This is a genomic window from Caulobacter flavus, assembly GCF_003722335.1.
GTDB classification, from domain to species: Bacteria; Pseudomonadota; Alphaproteobacteria; order Caulobacterales; family Caulobacteraceae; genus Caulobacter; species Caulobacter flavus.
Genome location: NZ_CP026100.1, coordinates 2,755,553 through 2,773,396, shown reverse-complemented (window position 1 = coordinate 2,773,396; position 17,844 = coordinate 2,755,553). Strand labels below are relative to the sequence as shown.

Here is a 17,844-nt window from a genome sequence, read left to right as displayed (position 1 = left end):
GCCCCGCCCTTCCCTACATCGCCGCGATGCGGGCGGCGATCTGGCGCATGAAGCCAGACATCAGCGCGCCCATCAGCGGCAGGAACAGCAGCAGCGAGATGAAGATGGCCACGATCTTGGGCGCGTAGACCAGGGTGGCTTCCTGGATCTGGGTCAGGGCCTGGAACAGGCCGATGGCGACCCCGACCACCAGGCCGACGATCAGCACGGGCGCGCACAGCTGCAGGGTCAGCCAGATCGCGTCGCGACCCACGTCGAGGACTTCGGCTCCGGTCATGAACGGGCTTTCTGCGTACGCTCTGGTCGGTTTGGTGTGGGAGCACCCTGCGCCCGACATGGTTAACAGGGAGTTAGGGACTGTTAACACCGCGCCTGCGTCACCGCGCCGCACGGGATGAGAGCATGGCGCCACGCTTTAGTTGCTGGCGAAACTATCCATGTCATGCAAGCTTCACCGATCAGTCGGGAAACTGTCATGCGTACGGAACTGAAATTGCACTGGTGGCAGCGCCACCCGTTCGTCGGCCTTTTGGTCGGCTGGACCGCCATCGCGGCCCTCGGGGCCGATCTGGTGGTCATGGTCCTGCGCCATTGAAAAAGGGCGCGGACCAAAGTCCGCGCCCCTCTCTCACTTGCGATCGGCGACCGCCTCAGCAGTCGTGGCCGGCGCCCAGCGGACGGCAGCGGCCGTCGATGGCCTTGGGGATCGGCACGCCGGTGACGGCGGCGATGGTCGGGGCGATGTCGACCGTCTCGATCGGCAGGATGCGCTCGCGGGCTTGCGCGTTCTTCCACCAGAACAGGATCGGCACCCGGCGGTCGTAGTCCCAGGGCGTGCCGTGGGTGGCGACATAGGTGCTGCTGGCGGTGGCCGGCACGAGGTTGGGCTTGAAGGCCACCAGGATGTCGCCCGAGCGGCCCGGATAGGCGCTGCGGCGCAGGCGCTCCTTGACGCTGATGGTGTCGGGCGACGTGCCCTTGGCCACCGGCGGCGTGGTCAGCAGGTCGTTGATCTCGTAGGCCTCGGCCACTTCGCCGCGCGAGCGCACCAGGGCCAGGGCGGCCGAGGCGATGCGGGCGCGCTCGACGGCGGCCGGGGCCTTCTTGTCGGCGCCGACGATCACCAGGGTGTCGATGCCGCCCGGGGCGACCAGCGGGTCGTAGTCCAGCGCCAGGTCGGCGCGCAGCTGCTGGTTCAGGCCCTTGAGCCAGGCCGAGGTGGCGATGCGCGAAATGTCGTAGCCTTCGTCGTGCAGGCGCTCGGGGAAGTCCGAACCGCCGTGGTCGGCGCTCAGCACCACCAGCACCTCGCCCTTGGCCTTGCCGATCCGCGACAGGAACGTGTCGAGGCGGGCGTCAAGGCGGCTGAGATGGTCGCACATCTCCGGGCCGCGCGTGCCGTAGCGGTGGCCGATGAAGTCGGTGGCCGACAGGCTGACGGTCAGGACGTCGACCTGCGGGCCGTCGCCCAGGCCGAACTCGTCGCGCAGGGCGGCGGCGGCTTCCAGGGTCACGGCGTCGGTATAGGGGCTGGCCGACAGGTCGCGCAGGGTCTCGGCCTGGTTGGCCGGCAGCGGACGCGGCAGCTTGGCGTCCCAGGTGCGCTCGCCGGTGGTCCAGGTCTTTTCGAGCGCCGCGCAGGCCTTGTTCTCGTAGGTCCAGACGAAGGGTTTCTTCTTCTGCTCGGCGGCCAGACGCGCGTTCAGCGCGGCGACGGGCGCGAGCTTGGCGGCGGCGTCCTCGCCCGGCTTGACGTAGGTCGTGAAGCCGAAGCCGGCCTGGTACCAGAAGGCGCCGTCCGGATCGTGGCCGGCCATGGTGATCGCGCCGCGGTCCTTACCCGACACGCCGTAGACGCGGCTCTTGGGCGAGACGGCCTTCAGCCATTCGCCGTAGGTGGGGACCATCAGGTTCCTGGGGCTGACCGGGTCCTGTTCGGAGGGGGCGGCCAGGGTCACCGACTCGTCGAGCAGGCAGTACGACTTCTTGCCGGTCGTGGCGTCGTACCAGTTGTTGCCGACGATGCCGGTGCGGTTGGGATAGGAACCGGTGAGCAGGCTGGAGTGGCCCGGGCAGGTCTCGGTCATGCCGTGCGACTGGTAGCCGTTGGGATAGACGACGCCCTCGCGCCCGAGCTTGCCGAGGCCGCCCTTCCACTGGCCGCGCCACTGTTCGAACAGGTTGGCGCTGAACTGGTCGATGGAGATCACCACGACCAGCTTGGGATCGGGCTTCACCTGGTCGGCGGCCTGGGCCGGCGCGGAGGCGAAAAGGGCGACGCCGGCCAGCGCCGACAGCGCCGTCCTGGGGCCAAACGGGGAGGTAAGCTTGCTCATGGCGCGCAACCTGCCCCAACGGCGGGACGCTCGCAAACAAAGCTTCAGCGGACGAAGTTCACCGAGCCGCGACGCCCAGTTCGCGCGCCGCGGCCGCCGGCGACTGCTTTCCCGCATCGCGGTCGACGGCGTAGTTGGCCCGGCGCATGGCGTCGACCGACAGGCTGCCTGACAGCGACGCGGCCAAGGCCTTGAGGCGCGCGTCGTCCCGTCGCCTGGGCGAAACCAGCAGCACCGCGTCGTAGGGCGGCAGCGCGCCCCGGGGATCCTGCAGCACCACCAGATCGTCGGCGGCGATGCGCCCGTCGCTGGAGAAGGCCGAGATGACGTCGGCCTCGCCCGCGGCCAGGGCGCGGTACATGAAGGTAGGCTGGAACTGACGGCGGGCCTTGAACTTCAGGCCATAGGCCTTGTCGACCGCCGCCCATTCGGGCCGAGAGAAGAACTCCAGGTCGCCGCCCATGACGAGGTTCGGAGCCTTGGCCGAAAGATCCGCCAGGCTTTTCACGCCCAGTTCCTCGGCCCGCTGGCGCTTCATGGCGAAGGCGTAGGCGTTCTCGAAGCCCAGCGGCGCGGCCAGCGCGACGCCGTCACGGCGGGCGAGTTCGGTCCTCAGGGTGTCGAGCACCGCCTGGCGACCGGGATTGTCGGTACGGTGCAGGACGTTGGCCCACAGGGTGCCGGTGTAGTCGACATAGGCGTCGATCTCGCCGGCCGCGAGGGCGCGATAGGCGACGGCCGAACCGAGGTTGATCCGCCGCTCGACCCGCGCCCCCTGCCCTTCCAGCCGCTGCGCCATCAGTTCGGCCAGCACATATTGCTCGGAGAAGTTCTTGGCGCCGATCACGTAGGCCTGCGGACGCGGCGTCAGGGCCGGCGCGACCAGCGGCGCCAGGGCCGCGGCGAGGCCCAGGACCAGGGCGGCGAGCGCGCCGCCCCACAGCAGCGGACGGCGCTTCTCCAGCCCGCGCCCGACCACGCCCAGAAGTTGGTCGACGACCACGGCCAAGGCGGCCGAGGCTGCGCAACCGACCAGCACCATGTCCCAGGCCTCGGTCTGGAGGCCCGAGAAGATGTAGTCGCCCAGCGAAGTCTGGCCGACGGGCGTGGCCAGGGTCGCGCCGCCGATTGTCCAGACGGCGGCGGTGCGCACGCCGGCCAGGATCACCGGCGCGGCCAGGGGCAGCTCGACCTTCACGAGGCTCTGGCGCGGGGTCATGCCCACGCCCCTGGCCGCCTCGGTCACGGCCGGGTCGACGCCGGCCAGGCCCGCGGCCGTGTTCCGCAGGATCGGCAGCATCGCGTAGAGCGACAGGGCCAGCAGGGCCGGCAGGAAGCCCAGGGCCGGAAAGCCGAAGCCCAGCGTCGCCTTCGCGAGGTTCGAGAGCAGCAGCAGCAGCGGATAGAACAGCGCCAGCAAGGCCAGGCTGGGGATGGTCTGCACGAGCCCCGTCGCCGCCAGGGCGACCCAGCGCAGTCCGGGCCGGCGCGCGGCGGCGAAGCCGAGCGGCAGGGCGACGGCCAGGCCCACCGCCAGGGCCGCCGCCGACAGGGCCGCGTGCCAGGCCAGGCGCTGAGGCAGGAGGGCCAGCAGTTCAGCCATCCAGCAGCGCCCTCACCCGCTCGGCCTGGCGGCGCGGCGCGGCCATCAGGGCCTCGACGCGTGGATCGTCGTGACCGGCCATCAGGTCGCGCGGCGCGGCGTCGGCGATGATCGCTCCATGCTCCAGCACCACCACCCGGTCGGCCAGAAGCAGGGCCTCGGCCACGTCGTGGGTGACCATCACGGTGGTCAGGGACAGCGTCTCGTGCAGGCGGCGCACGTCGTCGCCCAGGGCCTGGCGGGTCAGGGGGTCCAGCGCGCCGAACGGTTCGTCCATCAACAGGATCGAGGGCCGGCCGGCCAGGGCGCGGGCCACGCCCACCCGCTGGCGCTGGCCGCCCGACAAGGCCGACGGCCGGCGCGTCGCGAGGCTTCGCGACAGGTCGACGAGGTCGAGCAGCTCGCCGACGCGGACGGCGATCTCGTCCTTGCCCCAGCCCAGCAGGGCCGGGACCACGCCGATGTTCTCGGCGACGGTCATGTGCGGAAAGAGGCCGATCTCCTGGAAAACGTAGCCGATGCGGCGGCGCAGGGCCGGGCCGTCCAGAGCGTTCACCGCCTCGCCGTCGATCCTGACGACGCCCGAGGTCGGCGGGGCCAGGGCGTTGACGGTCTTCAGCAGCGTGGTCTTGCCGGCGCCCGAACCGCCGACGAGGGCGACGAACTGGCCAGCCGGAATCGACAGGTCGACAGCCGCCAGGACGATGGCGCCGTCATGCGTCTTGCCGACCTGTTCGAGGGCGATGGCGGGGATCATGCGTCGCCACCTTTCCCGCTACCGAGCGCTGCGACAAGCCGTCCCGCTTGCACCAGGCCAAATCAAGCGCGTTAATAGTGATTAACGGGGGTAGTTCTGGCTGGCGTGGAGCATGACGATGGCCGCAACCCTGACCGCCCCTTCCTCGACGGGGGGCTTCAAGGCCCGCAAGCGCCGCAAGGCCGCCCAGCGCCGGCTGCGCATGGCGGTGGCCGTGATGGTGCTGCTGAACCTGGCCGTATGGGCCGGCGTGGTCGCCGCCCTGCGAGGCGTGGACGTGGCGGCGCTGGTTCCGCTGTAGAATCCGGCCGGGGCCCTTCGCTTTTCCACCGAAATCGCACGCGCAGCCGCTACGCCCTTTCGCGCCAGGCGATCAACGCGCCGTTGAGGTTTCGCCGTCCGCCCGCTAGCGTCCCGACGCGCAAAGGGGGCGGGAATGACGGAACGTTTGGCGGCGACGATCGATCGGTGGGCCGAGGCGGTCGGTATCGACCGGGAGTACTCCTATGGCCGCCACCAAGGCTTGGTCGCGGCCGAAATCCTGGTCGACGAGCGGGACGTCGGTCCTGACGGCGACGACTACGGACCGGTTCAGGCGTGCATCGACTTCTGCAACTGGTGCCGCGGCGACGCCGCGTTGCGGATCGACGAGACATGCCTGGACGCCTGGGTCGCGTACTATGTCGACTTCTATCTGGCCCAGGTGAACAACGGCGGACACGGACAGTTCGCGCACAATCTCGACATGGATCCCGACGCGCTGGATTGCATCGCCAAGGGCCTGGCGGCGATGGGCGCGACCGATTTCCTGGCGGTGTTCACGGACTTCCGCGCCGCTATGGACGCCGACCCGGACCTGCGACGGGTGACGATGGAGGGCGCGGGCTTTGGCGAGATCCCGCCGATCATTGGGTCGCTGGACGATCGTTTCTTCGAGCTGGACGGCACGTGGCGGCTGATCGGTCTGAACGCCGCCTGGCTCCGGTCGCTCAAGACCTGGACGCCCTTGCCGCCCGACGAGTTGAGGGCGCGGAAGGCGGCGGTGCTGGCCGGCAACCGCCTTCACGCAAGACGGCAAGCGGCCCGGGAAGCCCATAGGCGGCGCGCGGAACCGCGAGAGCCTCTCCTGATCCGTCTATGGACGCCGATAGAGACCGCCCTGCCGACGCGACAGACCCGACAGCGACGGCACGACAAATTCCGTTCGACCATCGCGGCCAGGGTCGACGCCGTCTTCGAGACCGCCAGTCTCGCCGAGGCGGGCCGGATCCTGGCCGACTATGGACGCGCCATGCGCCGCCGGCCTCGACATCCGGATCCGCGCGACGAGGCGCACGCGACGATCCCCCATGCCGACCTCTACTGGAGGCTGGGCGAAAGACTGGGCGAGGCCCGCTGGCTGGAAGAGGCGGCGGCCATCTATCGGCGGGCCGAGCCGAAGGTGGAGCGGGGAATGGCGCACAGCGGCGTTCTGGCGCAGATGGGCCACCTGCTCAACGCCCGGGGCGAGCTTGGCTCCGGCGGCACGGCCTACGAAGAGGCTATCGACGCCTTCGAACAGGTCCTCGCGCTCGAGGACACGGCCTATCACGTCAGCGCTCGCGTGGGTTTGGCGGAGGCCTTTCTGGGCCAGGCCAAGCGACGTCTCGATGTCGCGGGCCTCGACCGGGTGCTGGCGGCTCTCGGCCACGCCACACCGGGCAATGGCAACGCCTGGGCCCGGGAGAAGCGGATTCTCGCCGAAACACTGGTGCTGCGGGCCGAACTGACGAAGGAGGCGTTCGCGCTGCACCGCGCCCGTGAAGCGATCGGCATCGCCATCGAGTACTACGAGGCCAATCGCGGGCAGCTGCGGATCCAGCCGGGCTGGGTCCGGAACGCCGAAGCGATCCGAGCCCGCCTGGAGGGACTAGAAAAGACGCTCTTCTAGTCCTTGGCGTCCTTCGCCGCGGCCTTGAGGTCTTCGCCGGCCGACTTCACGCCGCCGACCACCTCGTCCTTCTTGCCTTCGCGCTTGAGGTCCTTGTCGCCGGTGATGTCGCCGACGGCCGACTTGATCTCGCCCTCGGTTTTCTGGGCGTGGCCGGAATCCTTGTCGCCGCAGGCGGTCAGGGCGAGCGCGGCGGCGGCGATGGCGACGAGGGAGAGAGGACGCGCGATGTTCATGCGGTAGAGCTCCTTGTTCAGGCTCTCAACGCATCGTCCTCGGGTTCGGTTCGATCGGCGGCCGAGCCGTCAGATCGACATCCGCATGATCTCTTGATAGGCCGAGATCACCTGGTCGCGGATCGAGATCACGGTCTCCAGGCTGGCTTCGGCCGACGAGATGGCGGTGACGACGTCGATCAGTTCGGCCTTGCCGGCCGCCTGCTGGGCGATCTTGTGCTCGGCCTGGCGCGAGGCCTGGACCGTGTCGGTCATCGCCGACTTCAGCATGTCGCCGAAGTCCATCTTCTTGGGCTCGCCCACGCTCTTGCCGAGCGACAGCGGGGTCGCGCCGGTGGCGGCGTAGGCTTTCGAAGCGGCCAGAGAGGTGATCATCGCTTAAGGCCCTACTTCTTCAGAATGTCGAGCGTGCGCGACTGCATGCTGCGCGCGGTCTCGATCACGTTGAGATTGGCCTCGTAGGCGCGCTGCGCCTCCTTCATGTCCAGCGCCTCGACCAGGGTGTCGACGTTGGGCAGCTTGACGTAGCCCTTGGCGTCGGCGGCCGGGTTGCCGGGGTCGTACTCGGTCTTGAAGTCCTTCTGGTCGCCCTCGACGCGGGCCATGGCCACGCCTTCCGCGCCCTCGACCTTGGCCGGGCGGAACACCGGCACCTGGCGGCGATAGGGGTCGCCGCCGGCCGTGCGGGCGGTCGAATTGGCGTTGGCGATGTTCTCGGCGATGATGCGCATGCGGCCCTGCTGGGCCTTGAGCGCGCTGGCCGCCACGGCCATCGCCGCCGCCGATTGGGAACGGATCTCTGCCATCTAGGAGGTCCCTTAGCCGTTCGGGCGACGCGCGGCGGTGCGCAGCATCGACATGGAGCGTTGATAGAAGGAGACCGCCGCGTCGTAGTTCATGCGCGCATCGGTCATCTTGAGCATCTGGTCCTCGAGCGTCACGGAGTTGCCGTCGAGGGTGGTCTCGCTGTCGGGCCCCTGGGGCGAGCGCCACAGGCTCGCGGGCTTGGACGGCGCGATGTGGCCGGCGCTCGAGGTCAGCATCTGCAGCGGACGCCCGGGCGCGGCCAGGCCGCTGCCGGAGCCGCCGGTCGCCTGGGCGTCGAGCGAGGCCTGGAAGGTGAAGGGCTTGAGGTCCCGCGGCTGGTAGCCGGGGGTGTCGCCGTTGGCGACGTTCTGGGCGACGACCTTCTGCCGCTCGGTCAGATAACCGAGCCGGTTCTTGAGCATCGAGAAAAGAGGGATGTCGTCCGGACCCATGCGAGCATGGTGAAGAAACAGGGTTAATCAGGCTTTAAGAACCGTGAGGCACACCTGGGATGCGGCGCCTCGCCGCGCCTCTTTCCTGTGGAATCCAGTCCGCGCATGGACGTCTTTCTCCTGATCCGCGCCGTGGCGGCGCTGGCGGTCACCCTGGGCCTGATCGGCCTGGCCGCCGTCGTGCTGCGCAAGTTCGGCCCCGAGGCCCTCAACCGCATCGTCTCCCAGCGCCGCGAGCGGCGGCTGCAGGTGGTCGAGACCCTGGTGCTGGACCCGGCCCGCCGCCTGGTGCTGTGCCGGCTGGACGGCGAGGAGCGCCTGGTGCTGCTGGGCGACGGCCGCCTGCTGGACTGGACGCCCGCAGGGCCGCGCCAGGCCGCGCCCTCTTCTTCGCCCTCCCCCGCCCCCGTCGCCGAGACCCAGCCGGAGCCCGTGGCCTGATGCGTCCGCTCAAGACCCTCACCGGCGCCACGCCGCAGGAACTGCGCCGCGCCGCCGTCATCGCCATGCTGGCGGGCCTGGCCACCACGCTGGGACCGTCCCTGGCCATGGCCCAGTCGGCCATCAACGTCGATCTGGGCACGGGCGCAGGCCTGACCGAACGGGTCGTCCAGCTTGTCGGCCTGCTGACGGTGCTGTCGCTGGCGCCGTCGATCGTGATCATGACCACCTCGTTCGTGCGCATCGTCGTGGTGCTGGGCCTGCTGCGCACGGCGATCGGCGTGCAGCAGAGCCCGCCCAACCCGGTGATCATCAGTCTGGCCTTGTTCCTGACCGCCATCGTCATGGGCCCGACGTTCGAGCAGTCCTACGACGCCGGCGTCAAACCCCTGCTCGACAAGCAGATGGAGCTGCCCCAGGCCTTCGAGGCCGCCGGCCAGCCGGTGAAGACCTTCATGCTGCGCCAGGTGGACGAGGACGACCTGGCGCTGTTCATCCGCCTCTCGAAGATCGAGAAGCCCAAGACCGCCCAGGAGACCCCGCTGAAGGTGGTCACCCCGGCCTTCATGATCTCGGAACTTAAGCGGGCCTTCGAGATCGGCTTCCTGCTGTTCATCCCGTTCCTGGTCATCGACCTGGTCGTCGCCAGCGTGCTGATGAGCATGGGCATGATGATGCTGCCGCCAGCGACGGTGAGCCTGCCGTTCAAGCTGATCTTCTTCGTGCTAGTGGATGGATGGCGACTCGTCTGCGGCAGCCTGGTGGAAAGCTTCCAGCGCGGCGCCGGCGGCGGGTAAGCTCCGACCCGACCAAGACCAAATAGAATTAGAACAGAAGACCAAGACCGATGGGCGTTTTCGTACTGGGCTCGATCAATCTGGACGCCGTGGCGCGGGTCGACGACCTGCCGCGGCCGGGCGAGACGGTGGCCGGCCTGTCGCTGGAGCTGTTCCTCGGCGGCAAGGGGGCCAACCAGGCCGTCGCCGCCGCCCGCATGGGCGCGCCGACCCGCCTGATGGGCGCGGTCGGCAAGGACGACAGCGGCGCCAGCCTGAAGGGCAAGCTGGCCGGCTACGGCGTGCAGGTGGCCGACGTGGCCGAGCTGTCGGGCGCCCCCACGGGCCAGGCCCACGTCTGGGTGTCGAACGGCGGCGAGAACATGATCGTCGTCACCGGCGGCGCCAACATGATGATCACGCCCCAGCAGGTGGCGGCCACGGCGCTGGAAGGCCAGCGCGTGCTGCTGGCTCAGCTGGAGACCCCGGCCGGCGCCATCGAGGCGCTGTTCAAGGCCGGCGCGGCCAAGGGCGGCCTGCGGGTGCTGAACGCCGCCCCCGCCCTGCCCCAGGGCGCGGCGCTTTTCCCACTCACCGACATCCTGATCCTGAACCAGACCGAGCTGGCGACCTACGCCCGCCTCGACCACGAGCCGGCCAAGCTGGAGGAGGTCTCCAAGGCCGCCCGCAAGCTGATGAGCCGCCCCGACCAGACGATCATCGTCACCCTGGGCAAGACGGGCGTCGCCGCCGTTCGTCGCGACGAGGCCTTCCTGGTCGAGGGCCGCAAGGTCAAGGCGGTCGACACCGTCGGCGCCGGCGACTGCTTCTGCGGCGCCCTGGCCGCCGGCCTGGCCGCCAACCTGGACCTGCGCGAGGCCGTCGAGCAGGCCAACGCCGCCGCCGCCCTGTCGGTGCAGAAGCCGGGCGCCGCCCCGTCGATGCCCAGCAAGCGCGAGGTCGAGGTCTTCCTGGAAGGGTGAGACGCGCCCCGATAGATCTTCAGAGCCGATGAGCGACTTCACTCAAAAGCTAGGCTTCTGGGCGGCCATGATCTTCGGCGCCACGGGCCTGGGCATGCTGATCGTCGGCTCCGGCCGACGCCAGACGCCAGGCCAGTGGGCGAGCCAAGCCGGGGTCGATCCCGAGACCTGGTTCACGCTGGCGGTCGTGCTGCTGGTGGGCGGGCTCGTCCTGCTCGCCATCTGCCGGTGGCCGACGCTCAAGTAGCCAGGCTTGCCAAGCCAAGCGGCGAGCCCTCAGATGGGCTGAACCTCGAGCTGGAGACCCTCTGGGACGCCGAAGCCTGCGCACCAGATAACCTCGAAGATGAGCCGCCCCACGTGCGTCGGCCGATCAGGCCGCGCGGATGCCGCTGAAGCCGCCTTCGGCCTGGGCGCCGACGATGGCGTCGTAGCCGAGGATCATGTCGACGTCCTTGCCGTTGGTCGCCAGCGGCAGGCGCAGCCACAGGATCGAGACGTGCGGCGCGCCGCGCCAGGCCAGGCTGTGCACGCCCACGCCGGGACGGCGCTCGTCGACGACCTTGTCCAGCTCCTTGCGCCAGTAGTCGCCGGCGGCGGTGTTGTAGACCTCGCTCAGCGCCTTGCCGGTGATCTCGCGGCCATAGACGCCGTAGAGGCCGGTGCCGGCCAGGCGCAGCCGATAGTCGCGCGGCTCGCGCACGACGTCGATCAGGCTGACCGTCGGCAGCAGCCGCTTGATGCCCGAAGGATGAAGGTCAGCACGCGCAGGCAGGTTCGCCCCGCGGCGCAGGGACGCCCAGTATGCGAACATTTCCTGATGAGCGCGGGCCGCGGTCGCGGATGCGCTCAGTTGCGCGGACATCTTCAGAGTCCTTAACAAGCCTTTGGAATCACGGTGATTCACCGCTCGTTCACTATGTCTTAAGCACCGAATCGGCGGAAGCGAAAAATCGCCGCCGCCAACAAAGATTCCGCTGGAGAGTCAATCTGGAAGCACAACGCCCGGCCGCTGGAAGGGCGGCCGGGCGTCGATTTTCTCGCTTAGCTTAACCACAAGCGATTGATTGAATTAGGGTAAATGAACGCTCAGACTCAGCCCTTACGGCCCTTCCCGGCGCCTCGCCCCGTCTGACCAAGGCCCATCTGGCGAGCAAGCTCCGAGCGCGCCTTGGCGTAGTTCGGCGCAACCATGGGGTAGTCCGAAGGCAGCCCCCACTTCTCGCGGTAGTCCTCGGGGCTCATGTCGTACTGCGTGCGCAGGTGACGCTTCAGCGATTTGAAGCGCCGGCCGTCCTCCAGGCAGATGATGTAGTCGGGCGTCACCGAGCGGCGAACCGGCACGGCAGGCTCCTTGGGCTCGGGCGCGGCGGTCTCGGGAGAACCGACGGCCCTGAGCGCGTCGTGGACGCTGCGGATCAGGGCCGGCATCTCCGAAGCCGGCACGGCGTTACCGCCGACGAAGGCCGCGACGATGCCCGCGGTAAGTTCGACGAATGGGATCTCTTCTTCCATGACGCCTCTCCCGTTCCCTTTATCTTTCTCGACGCGCGCCAAGCTCTGGCGTGCGAAGTTGCATCATGGATAAACGCGTCAATAAAACCGGGCAATAGATGCCGTGACGGAATATTGACTGCCGATCCAGGCGATCATTCGCATTGGCAACTTAAGGTCGCGAGATAAAAATTCAGATTTTCTGGATTTTGACTGAACGCGTTCGCCGAATTTGACCGCACGGATCCCCGTACGTCGTTCCGCCTAGCGGCCGAAATCGCGCGACAGGGCCAGCATCGCCGCGCGCTGCGGCACCGAGTACTCGTCGATGGCGTCGGTGTCGCCGTCGCGGATCGCCTTCAGCAGGGCCGGCGTCAGGGCCGAGGACAGCGACCAGTTCCAGTAGCGCAGCACGGTCTGGGCGCGGTCGACGGCGATGGCGTCGAACACGCCGAGCACCCGTTCCAGGCCCGGCGACAGCGCGCCCTCGGCGTCGGTCTCGGGCCGGCGCAGGCCGCGCCAGAGGGCCCGCACCGCCGCGCGCGGCAGGCCGGTGGCCTTGCAGAGAATGGCGATCGGCTCGCCGCCCTGGTCGGTGAAGATCTTGGCCCCGGTCATAGGCTTGAGGCCGGCGAGATACGAAATCTCCTCGGCCGTCTCGCGGGTCAGGCCGCTCTGTGCGGCGGCGACGGCATCCTCCAGGCTGTCGAAGGGGCTCTTGGCGATGGCGGCGCGGTTGCGCTGGCGGCGCTCGATGAACTGCAGCGCCTTGCGCGACAGCGGGTCCTGCCAGCCCTCCTCCGAGGCCACGGCGAAGACGTCGCCGACGGCCTCCTGCAGGATCTCGCGCGAGACGGCGAAGCGCTGGAGGATCGTGCGGCGGGCGTCGGCGTCGGCCCACCAGAACATCACGTAGGCATGGCTGGGGCGCAGTTCGGCGCGCTTGAGCAGCAGCGGGATCAGGCCGGGATTGTCGCGCGTCATGGCCACGACGTTCTCGACGCCCTGGTGGCTGAAGCGCGCCAGTTCGTTGCGCAGCAGGGCCTCGACCACCGAGGTCTCGCCCATGTCGACCAGGGCGTCGGCCACCACCTCGCCGACGCCGCGGCGGATGGCGATCAGCCGGCGGTGCTCCTGGCTGGCGTGGTAGAGGCAGTCGATCAGGTCGGCGTCCGACAGGTTGGGCGAGTTCTCGAGCAGGGCCCGGGCCACCATCACCTCGTCGCGCAGCAACAGGCGCACCAGCGAACCGGGCATGTCCGACAGGTTAGCCAGGCGACGGGCGACCTTCTCGCGCTCTTCGACCACCGCCTCGCGCAGCATCTCGACCAGCAGATCGGCGCACATGGCCCGCTCGAAGGCGTTGATGCGGCTGGCCGGCAGGCAGACCACGTCGGCGAGGCGCTTGAGGAGCGCGGCGCGCGACTTGGGCGGAACGGCGATCGGCTTGGCGAAGGGCGAAATCGGGTCGGTCATGATCTTCCTGGCGGCGCGGCCCCGGTCGCCGAGTTTCGAACCTAGACGGTAACGCCCTTAAGTTCGAATTAGCGCCAGGGATTCTCCCGCCGGGGGAATTTGCGGCCTGCGGCCGCGCTTCGCTAGTCGCTCAGCGAAATTGTCGCGGCTCCCATTCGGGCCAGATGTCCGGCAGGTCGGTCGAGACGCGGTTGGGATAGGCCGGGGCGCGCTTCTCCAGGAACGAGGTCACCCCCTCCTTGGCGTCGCCCGAGGCGCCGCGCGACTGGATGGCCCGGCTGTCGGCCTTGTGGGCCTCCATCGGATGATCCGCGCCGGCCATGCGCCACAGCAGCTGGCGGGTCAGGGCGACCGAGACGGGCGCGGTGTTGTCGGCGATCTCGCGGGCCAGGGCGCGGGCGGCCGGCAGCAGGTCGCCTGGTGCATGCAGCGAGCGGACGAAACCGCGCTCCTTGGCTTCGGTCGCGGGGAAGACGCGCCCCGTGTAGCACCACTCCAGCGCCGTCTGCAGACCGACCAGGCGCGGCAGGAACCAGGACGAGCAGGCCTCGGGCGTGATGCCCCGGCGAGCGAAGACGAAGCCGAACTTGGCGTCTTCCGACGCCAGGCGGATGTCCATGGCCAGTTGCATGGTCGCCCCGACGCCGACGGCCGGGCCATTCACGGCGGCGATCACCGGCTTCAGGCTATCATAGATGCGCAGGGTCACCCGGCCGCCGCCGTCGCGATAGACGTCGCCGACCTTGCCCTCCTCGCGTTCCAGCGCCTGGGGCGAGGTTCGGTCGAAAGTAGCCCCGCCGCTCGAAAGATCCGCCCCAGCGCAGAACGCCCGGCCCGCGCCGGTGACGATCACCACCTTTACCGCGTCGTCGGCGTCGGTGACGTCGAACACCTCGATCAGCTCTTTCATCATCCGGGCGGTGAAGGCGTTGAGCTTCTCCGGCCGGTTCAGGGTGATCGTCGCGATCCCGTCCTCGACGGCGTAGAGCAGGGTCTCGAAGGTCGGCTGCGACATGCTAGGGGCTCCCTGGGCGATTTTAAACGATCGTATGATCGGTGGGCATGGGAGCACAACCCTTCCCTGGCCTTGGCGGTTAGCCTGGTTTCTCGCCTCCCTCGCCCTTGTGGCGAGGGTCCATGGCGGCGGCTGCTCAGACAGCGCCATGCGCGAAGGATTTGAGCAGGCTGAGGCATGGGTCCTGGGCACAAGGCCCAGGAAGACAGGCTTTGTGAGAAGCGCCGCGTCAAGCACGCCCCGCTCACGGCCTGGCCATTCGGCTTACACCGCCCGCCTCACCCCCAGCTTGCTGATGGCGTGAACGAAGTTGTTGGCGGCGATCTCGGTGCTCCCGGTCCATTCCAGGTCGGGGAACCGCGCCAGGATCTGGCGATAGGCCTCCTCAAGCTGGATCTGGGCGACGCGCTTGCCCAGGCACGTGTGCGGGCCATAGCCGAAGGCCACGTGCTTGCCGGCGTTGGGCCGGGTGACGTCCAGGCGATCCGGGTTTTCGAACATCGCCGGATCGCGGTTGGCCGCGCCGTAGTACATGACCACCTTCTCGCCCTCGGCGATCTTCTGGCCGGCGACCTCGACGTCGCGGGTCGCGGTGCGGCGCATGTAGATCACCGGGCTGACCATGCGGATGAACTCGTCGACCGCGCCGGGCAGCAGCGAGGGATCGTCGATCAGCCGCTGCTTCTGCTCGGGAAACTCGGTCAGCAGCCGCATGGCGCCCGACAGAGTGTTCCGCGTCGTGTCGTTGCCCGCGAAGACGATCAGCAGCCACGAGCCGTCGAGATACTCGTCGGCCAGCAGATCGCCGTCGACCTGGGCCCGGGCGATGGCGGTCATCAGGTCCTGCCTGGGGTCTTCCCGGCGCTTGAGCAGCATGGTGCGGCCGTAGTCGAACATCTCCTCGACGTTCTCGTTGAAGTCGGCGACGAACTGCATGAGCTCCAGCGTCGGCGTGATCGGCGCCATGGCCTGCTGCACGGCCAGGTCCTGGGCCCGCTCCAGATAGTGCATCCAGCGCAGGAACTTGCTCCGGTCCTCGGGCGGCACGCCGAGGATCTCGCATAGGGTGAACAGCGGCAGGATCGAGGAGAAATGCTCGACCATGTCGATCTCGGCGCCGCCGGCCAGCAGCGGCTCCATCTCGTCGAGCAGGCGGGTGACCTCGCCCTTCACCTTGTCGGTCAGGCCGCGCAGGTAGGACGCGGTGAAATAGGGCATGTGCTCGCGGCGCAGCTGCAGGTGATGCGGCGCGTCGAGATTGATCATGGTGTCCATGGTCGCCCGGAACAGCAGGGCGTGGCGCTTGTCGGGCGGCCCCATCGACATCAGGATCCCGCCCTTCTGCGAGGAGAAGGTCTCCGGATCGCCATTGACGCGCATGACGTCCTCGTAGCGGGTGACCGCCCAGAAGCCAGGCCCGCCGAACCGCTCGCCGTGCCACATCACCGGCGCCTCCTGCCGCATCCGGGCGAAGTCGGCGAAGGGCTGGCCCTGGGTGAAGCGGAAGATGTCGGCCAGGTCGACCCCGTCCAGGGTGGGATAGGCCTTGGCCGCGCCGGGCCCTGGCCGGCCGTCGACCACCGTCTTGCTGATCAGCTCCATGCGCTCGCCTCCCGTCGAACATCGTTGTGGGGCGCACGATCACCCAGGATCGCGCGGCCGCCAACGGCGCCCCTACGGCAACTTGCGCGAGCGTCGAGCCTTGAGTCATGCTGCTGACTGAACGCCGATCACGCGGGCTACACGCGGACGGCGCCAGGGAGAGAAACGGCCGCGCCCTCATGGCGAGCGGCCCAGGAGGTCGCATGCATCCGAGCGTCCACGCCCGCATCCAGCCCGACAAGCCCGCCTTCGTGATGGCCGGCACGGGCGAGACCGTCACCTACAAGCAGCTGGACGACCGCTCCAACCAGGGGGCGCAGCTGTTCCGGTCGATGGGCCTCGCGGTCGGCGACGTGGTGGCCATCCTGCTGGACAACCATCCGCGCTATCTGGAAATCGCCTGGGCGGCCCAGCGGGCGGGGCTCTACTACACCTGCATCTCGACCAAGCTGACCGCGCCCGAGGTCGAGTACATCGTCGGCGACTGTGGGGCCAAGCTCCTGATAACCGGCCCCGCGCTGGACGCGGTGGCGCAAGGCCTGGCGCCGCTGATCCCGGGCGTCGCGCTGCTGCGCGTCGATGGCGCCGCGGAACCCTACGCCGACTTCGACGCCGCCCGCGCGGCCATGCCCGCCACGCCCGTCGCCGACGAGACCTCCGGCTCGGACATGCTCTATTCCTCGGGCACGACGGGACGACCCAAGGGCGTGAAGCCGCCGCTGAACGGCGCGCCGATCGACGCGCCCCACGCCCTGCAGATGATGGCCCAGCACCTGTTCAAGCTGGACGGCGACAGCGTCTATCTCTCGCCCGCGCCGCTCTATCACGCCGCCCCGCTGCGTTGGTGCATGAGCGTGCACAAGCTGGGCGGCACGGTCGTGGTGATGGAAAAGTTCGATCCCGAGACCGCCTTGGCCCTGATCGAGGCGCACAAGGCCACCTGCGGCCAGTTCGTGCCCACCCACTTCGTGCGGATGCTGAAGCTGCCGGAGGCGACGCGGGCGAAGTACGACGTCTCGACCATGCGCTCGGCGATCCACGCCGCCGCCCCCTGCCCCGTGCCGGTGAAGGAGCAGATGATCGGCTGGTGGGGGCCGGTGATCTACGAGTACTACGCCGGCACCGAGGGCAACGGCTTCTGCTGGATCGACAGCACGAACTGGCTGGAGAGGCGCGGCTCGGTGGGCCAGGCTGCGCTGGGCGAACTGCGTATCTGCGACGAGGCCGGCGATCCCCTGCCCGCCCGCAGCGAGGGCGTGGTCTACTTCGCCAACGGCCCGGCCGTGACCTATCACAACGCCCCGGAGAAGACCGCCGAGAGCTACAACAAGCACGGCTGGACGACGCTGGGCGACGTGGGATGGGCCGACGAGGACGGCTATCTGTACCTGACCGACCGCAAGAGCTTCATGATCATCTCCGGCGGGGTGAACATCTATCCGCAGGAGATCGAGAACCTGCTGATCACCCATCCCCGCGTGGCCGACGCCGCCGTGGTGGGCGCGCCCGACGAGGAGATGGGCGAAAAGGTCGTGGCGGTGATCCAGCCGCTGGACTGGTCCGACGCCACGCCGGCCCTGGCCGCCGAACTCCTGGCCTTCGCCCGCGACAACCTCAGCCACGTGAAGGCCCCGCGGCAGGTCGACTTCGTGCGCGAGTTGCCCCGGCACCCGACGGGCAAGCTCTACAAGCGGCTGGTGCGGGACGCCTACTGGGGTAAGGGCGAGGGGCGGATCGTTTGACGCGGCATCACTAGAAAGTTGATCTTCCGATGTTTTGCCACCAACTTGGCGAAGGTGGTGGCAAGGATCTTTCTCCGTGCGCCTATACCGAGGCGCGCGGTCGGGGCGAGGCGTGGCGCAAGCTGCTCGACGAAGCGGTCGGCCTGCTGCCCGAAGACGCGCGGAAGACGCTGGAGGGCTTGTGACCACGGCCC

At 68.9% G+C, this 17,844-nt stretch carries 20 protein-coding genes; 7 read left to right on the top strand and 13 right to left on the bottom strand.

Annotation, left to right across the window (positions count from 1 at the left end; genetic code table 11):
- Positions 1 to 13: 13 nt before the first annotated feature.
- The 4 genes from fliQ to C1707_RS12745 form a co-directional block, all read right to left on the bottom strand.
- Positions 14 to 277: a flagellar biosynthesis protein FliQ gene (fliQ, locus tag C1707_RS12760; RefSeq protein ID WP_058349392.1), complete on the bottom strand. Its 264-nt coding sequence runs from the start codon at positions 275 to 277 to the stop codon at positions 14 to 16.
- Positions 278 to 650: 373 nt separating this feature from the next.
- Positions 651 to 2,336, bottom strand: a complete 1,686-nt coding sequence (gene phoY, locus C1707_RS12755; protein WP_101715227.1) for an alkaline phosphatase PhoY — start codon at positions 2,334 to 2,336, stop codon at positions 651 to 653.
- A 58-nt stretch (positions 2,337 to 2,394) separates the two neighbouring features.
- Positions 2,395 to 3,939, bottom strand: coding sequence for a glycine betaine ABC transporter substrate-binding protein (locus C1707_RS12750; RefSeq protein WP_101715194.1), 1,545 nt, complete (start codon positions 3,937 to 3,939; stop codon positions 2,395 to 2,397).
- The gene (locus C1707_RS12745) at positions 3,932 to 4,696 is read right to left on the bottom strand and encodes an ATP-binding cassette domain-containing protein (protein ID WP_101715195.1); all 765 of its coding nucleotides are present in this window, start codon (positions 4,694 to 4,696) and stop codon (positions 3,932 to 3,934) included. Before C1707_RS12745 ends, C1707_RS12750 begins: the two co-directional genes overlap by 8 nt.
- Before the next feature lie 118 nt (positions 4,697 to 4,814).
- On the opposite strand from C1707_RS12745, the gene C1707_RS12740 reads away from it, so the two are divergent.
- A complete protein-coding gene (locus tag C1707_RS12740) occupies positions 4,815 to 4,997 on the top strand; it encodes a hypothetical protein (protein WP_101715196.1) in 183 nt (60 codons plus the stop codon).
- Positions 4,998 to 5,132: 135 nt separating this feature from the next.
- Positions 5,133 to 6,626 carry a DMP19 family protein gene (locus C1707_RS12735; protein ID WP_101715197.1) on the top strand — a complete coding sequence of 498 codons (1,494 nt, stop codon included), beginning with the start codon at positions 5,133 to 5,135 and terminating at the stop codon, positions 6,624 to 6,626.
- Here the strand turns inward: C1707_RS12735 and C1707_RS12730 are convergent.
- From C1707_RS12730 to flgB, 4 genes are all read right to left on the bottom strand, one after another.
- On the bottom strand, positions 6,623 to 6,862 hold the full coding sequence (locus C1707_RS12730; protein ID WP_123170750.1) for a CsbD family protein: 240 nt from the start codon (positions 6,860 to 6,862) through the stop codon (positions 6,623 to 6,625). The two genes, C1707_RS12735 and C1707_RS12730, sit on opposite strands and share 4 nt — an antisense overlap.
- 69 nt (positions 6,863 to 6,931) lie before the next feature.
- Positions 6,932 to 7,237 (bottom strand): flagellar hook-basal body complex protein FliE, encoded by a 306-nt coding sequence (gene fliE, locus C1707_RS12725; protein WP_101715198.1) that lies wholly within the window; start codon positions 7,235 to 7,237, stop codon positions 6,932 to 6,934.
- An 11-nt stretch (positions 7,238 to 7,248) separates the two neighbouring features.
- A complete protein-coding gene (gene flgC / locus C1707_RS12720; protein ID WP_101715199.1) occupies positions 7,249 to 7,668 on the bottom strand; it encodes a flagellar basal body rod protein FlgC in 420 nt (139 codons plus the stop codon).
- A gap of 12 nt (positions 7,669 to 7,680) precedes the next feature.
- Entirely contained in the window at positions 7,681 to 8,121 is a 441-nt protein-coding gene (gene flgB, locus C1707_RS12715) for a flagellar basal body rod protein FlgB (protein WP_101715200.1), read from the bottom strand.
- 105 nt (positions 8,122 to 8,226) lie between these two features.
- Here flgB and C1707_RS12710 point away from each other — a divergent pair, with 105 nt between their 5' ends.
- Genes C1707_RS12710 through C1707_RS12695 form a run of 4 tightly spaced genes read left to right on the top strand, consistent with a single transcriptional unit; the run spans position 8,227 to position 10,568 of the window.
- Complete coding sequence (locus C1707_RS12710) at positions 8,227 to 8,562, top strand: flagellar biosynthetic protein FliO (protein ID WP_101715201.1); 336 nt, start codon at positions 8,227 to 8,229, stop codon at positions 8,560 to 8,562.
- Positions 8,562 to 9,359, top strand: a complete 798-nt coding sequence (gene fliP, locus C1707_RS12705; RefSeq protein ID WP_420808268.1) for a flagellar type III secretion system pore protein FliP — start codon at positions 8,562 to 8,564, stop codon at positions 9,357 to 9,359. The genes C1707_RS12710 and fliP overlap by 1 nt, the downstream gene beginning before the upstream one ends.
- A 50-nt stretch (positions 9,360 to 9,409) precedes the next feature.
- Positions 9,410 to 10,321 (top strand): ribokinase, encoded by a 912-nt coding sequence (locus C1707_RS12700; protein ID WP_101715202.1) that lies wholly within the window; start codon positions 9,410 to 9,412, stop codon positions 10,319 to 10,321.
- Between the two features lie 28 nt (positions 10,322 to 10,349).
- The gene (locus tag C1707_RS12695) at positions 10,350 to 10,568 is read left to right on the top strand and encodes a hypothetical protein (RefSeq protein ID WP_101715203.1); all 219 of its coding nucleotides are present in this window, start codon (positions 10,350 to 10,352) and stop codon (positions 10,566 to 10,568) included.
- A gap of 126 nt (positions 10,569 to 10,694) precedes the next feature.
- Here C1707_RS12695 and mopJ read toward each other — a convergent pair whose 3' ends face one another.
- The 5 genes from mopJ to C1707_RS12670 form a co-directional block, all read right to left on the bottom strand.
- The gene (gene mopJ, locus C1707_RS12690; RefSeq protein WP_101715230.1) at positions 10,695 to 11,192 is read right to left on the bottom strand and encodes a motility/cell cycle regulatory protein MopJ; all 498 of its coding nucleotides are present in this window, start codon (positions 11,190 to 11,192) and stop codon (positions 10,695 to 10,697) included.
- Between the two features lie 224 nt (positions 11,193 to 11,416).
- Positions 11,417 to 11,836, bottom strand: coding sequence for a Ros/MucR family transcriptional regulator (locus tag C1707_RS12685; RefSeq protein ID WP_101715204.1), 420 nt, complete (start codon positions 11,834 to 11,836; stop codon positions 11,417 to 11,419).
- Between the two features lie 243 nt (positions 11,837 to 12,079).
- On the bottom strand, positions 12,080 to 13,291 hold the full coding sequence (locus C1707_RS12680; RefSeq protein ID WP_101715205.1) for a DUF2336 domain-containing protein: 1,212 nt from the start codon (positions 13,289 to 13,291) through the stop codon (positions 12,080 to 12,082).
- Positions 13,292 to 13,421: 130 nt separating this feature from the next.
- On the bottom strand, positions 13,422 to 14,306 hold the full coding sequence (locus C1707_RS12675) for a crotonase/enoyl-CoA hydratase family protein (protein ID WP_101715206.1): 885 nt from the start codon (positions 14,304 to 14,306) through the stop codon (positions 13,422 to 13,424).
- 264 nt (positions 14,307 to 14,570) lie between these two features.
- Entirely contained in the window at positions 14,571 to 15,908 is a 1,338-nt protein-coding gene (locus C1707_RS12670; RefSeq protein ID WP_101715207.1) for a cytochrome P450, read from the bottom strand.
- A gap of 203 nt (positions 15,909 to 16,111) precedes the next feature.
- On the opposite strand from C1707_RS12670, the gene C1707_RS12665 reads away from it, so the two are divergent.
- Positions 16,112 to 17,650, top strand: coding sequence for an acyl-CoA synthetase (locus C1707_RS12665; RefSeq protein WP_101715208.1), 1,539 nt, complete (start codon positions 16,112 to 16,114; stop codon positions 17,648 to 17,650).
- Positions 17,651 to 17,844: the final 194 nt, after the last annotated feature.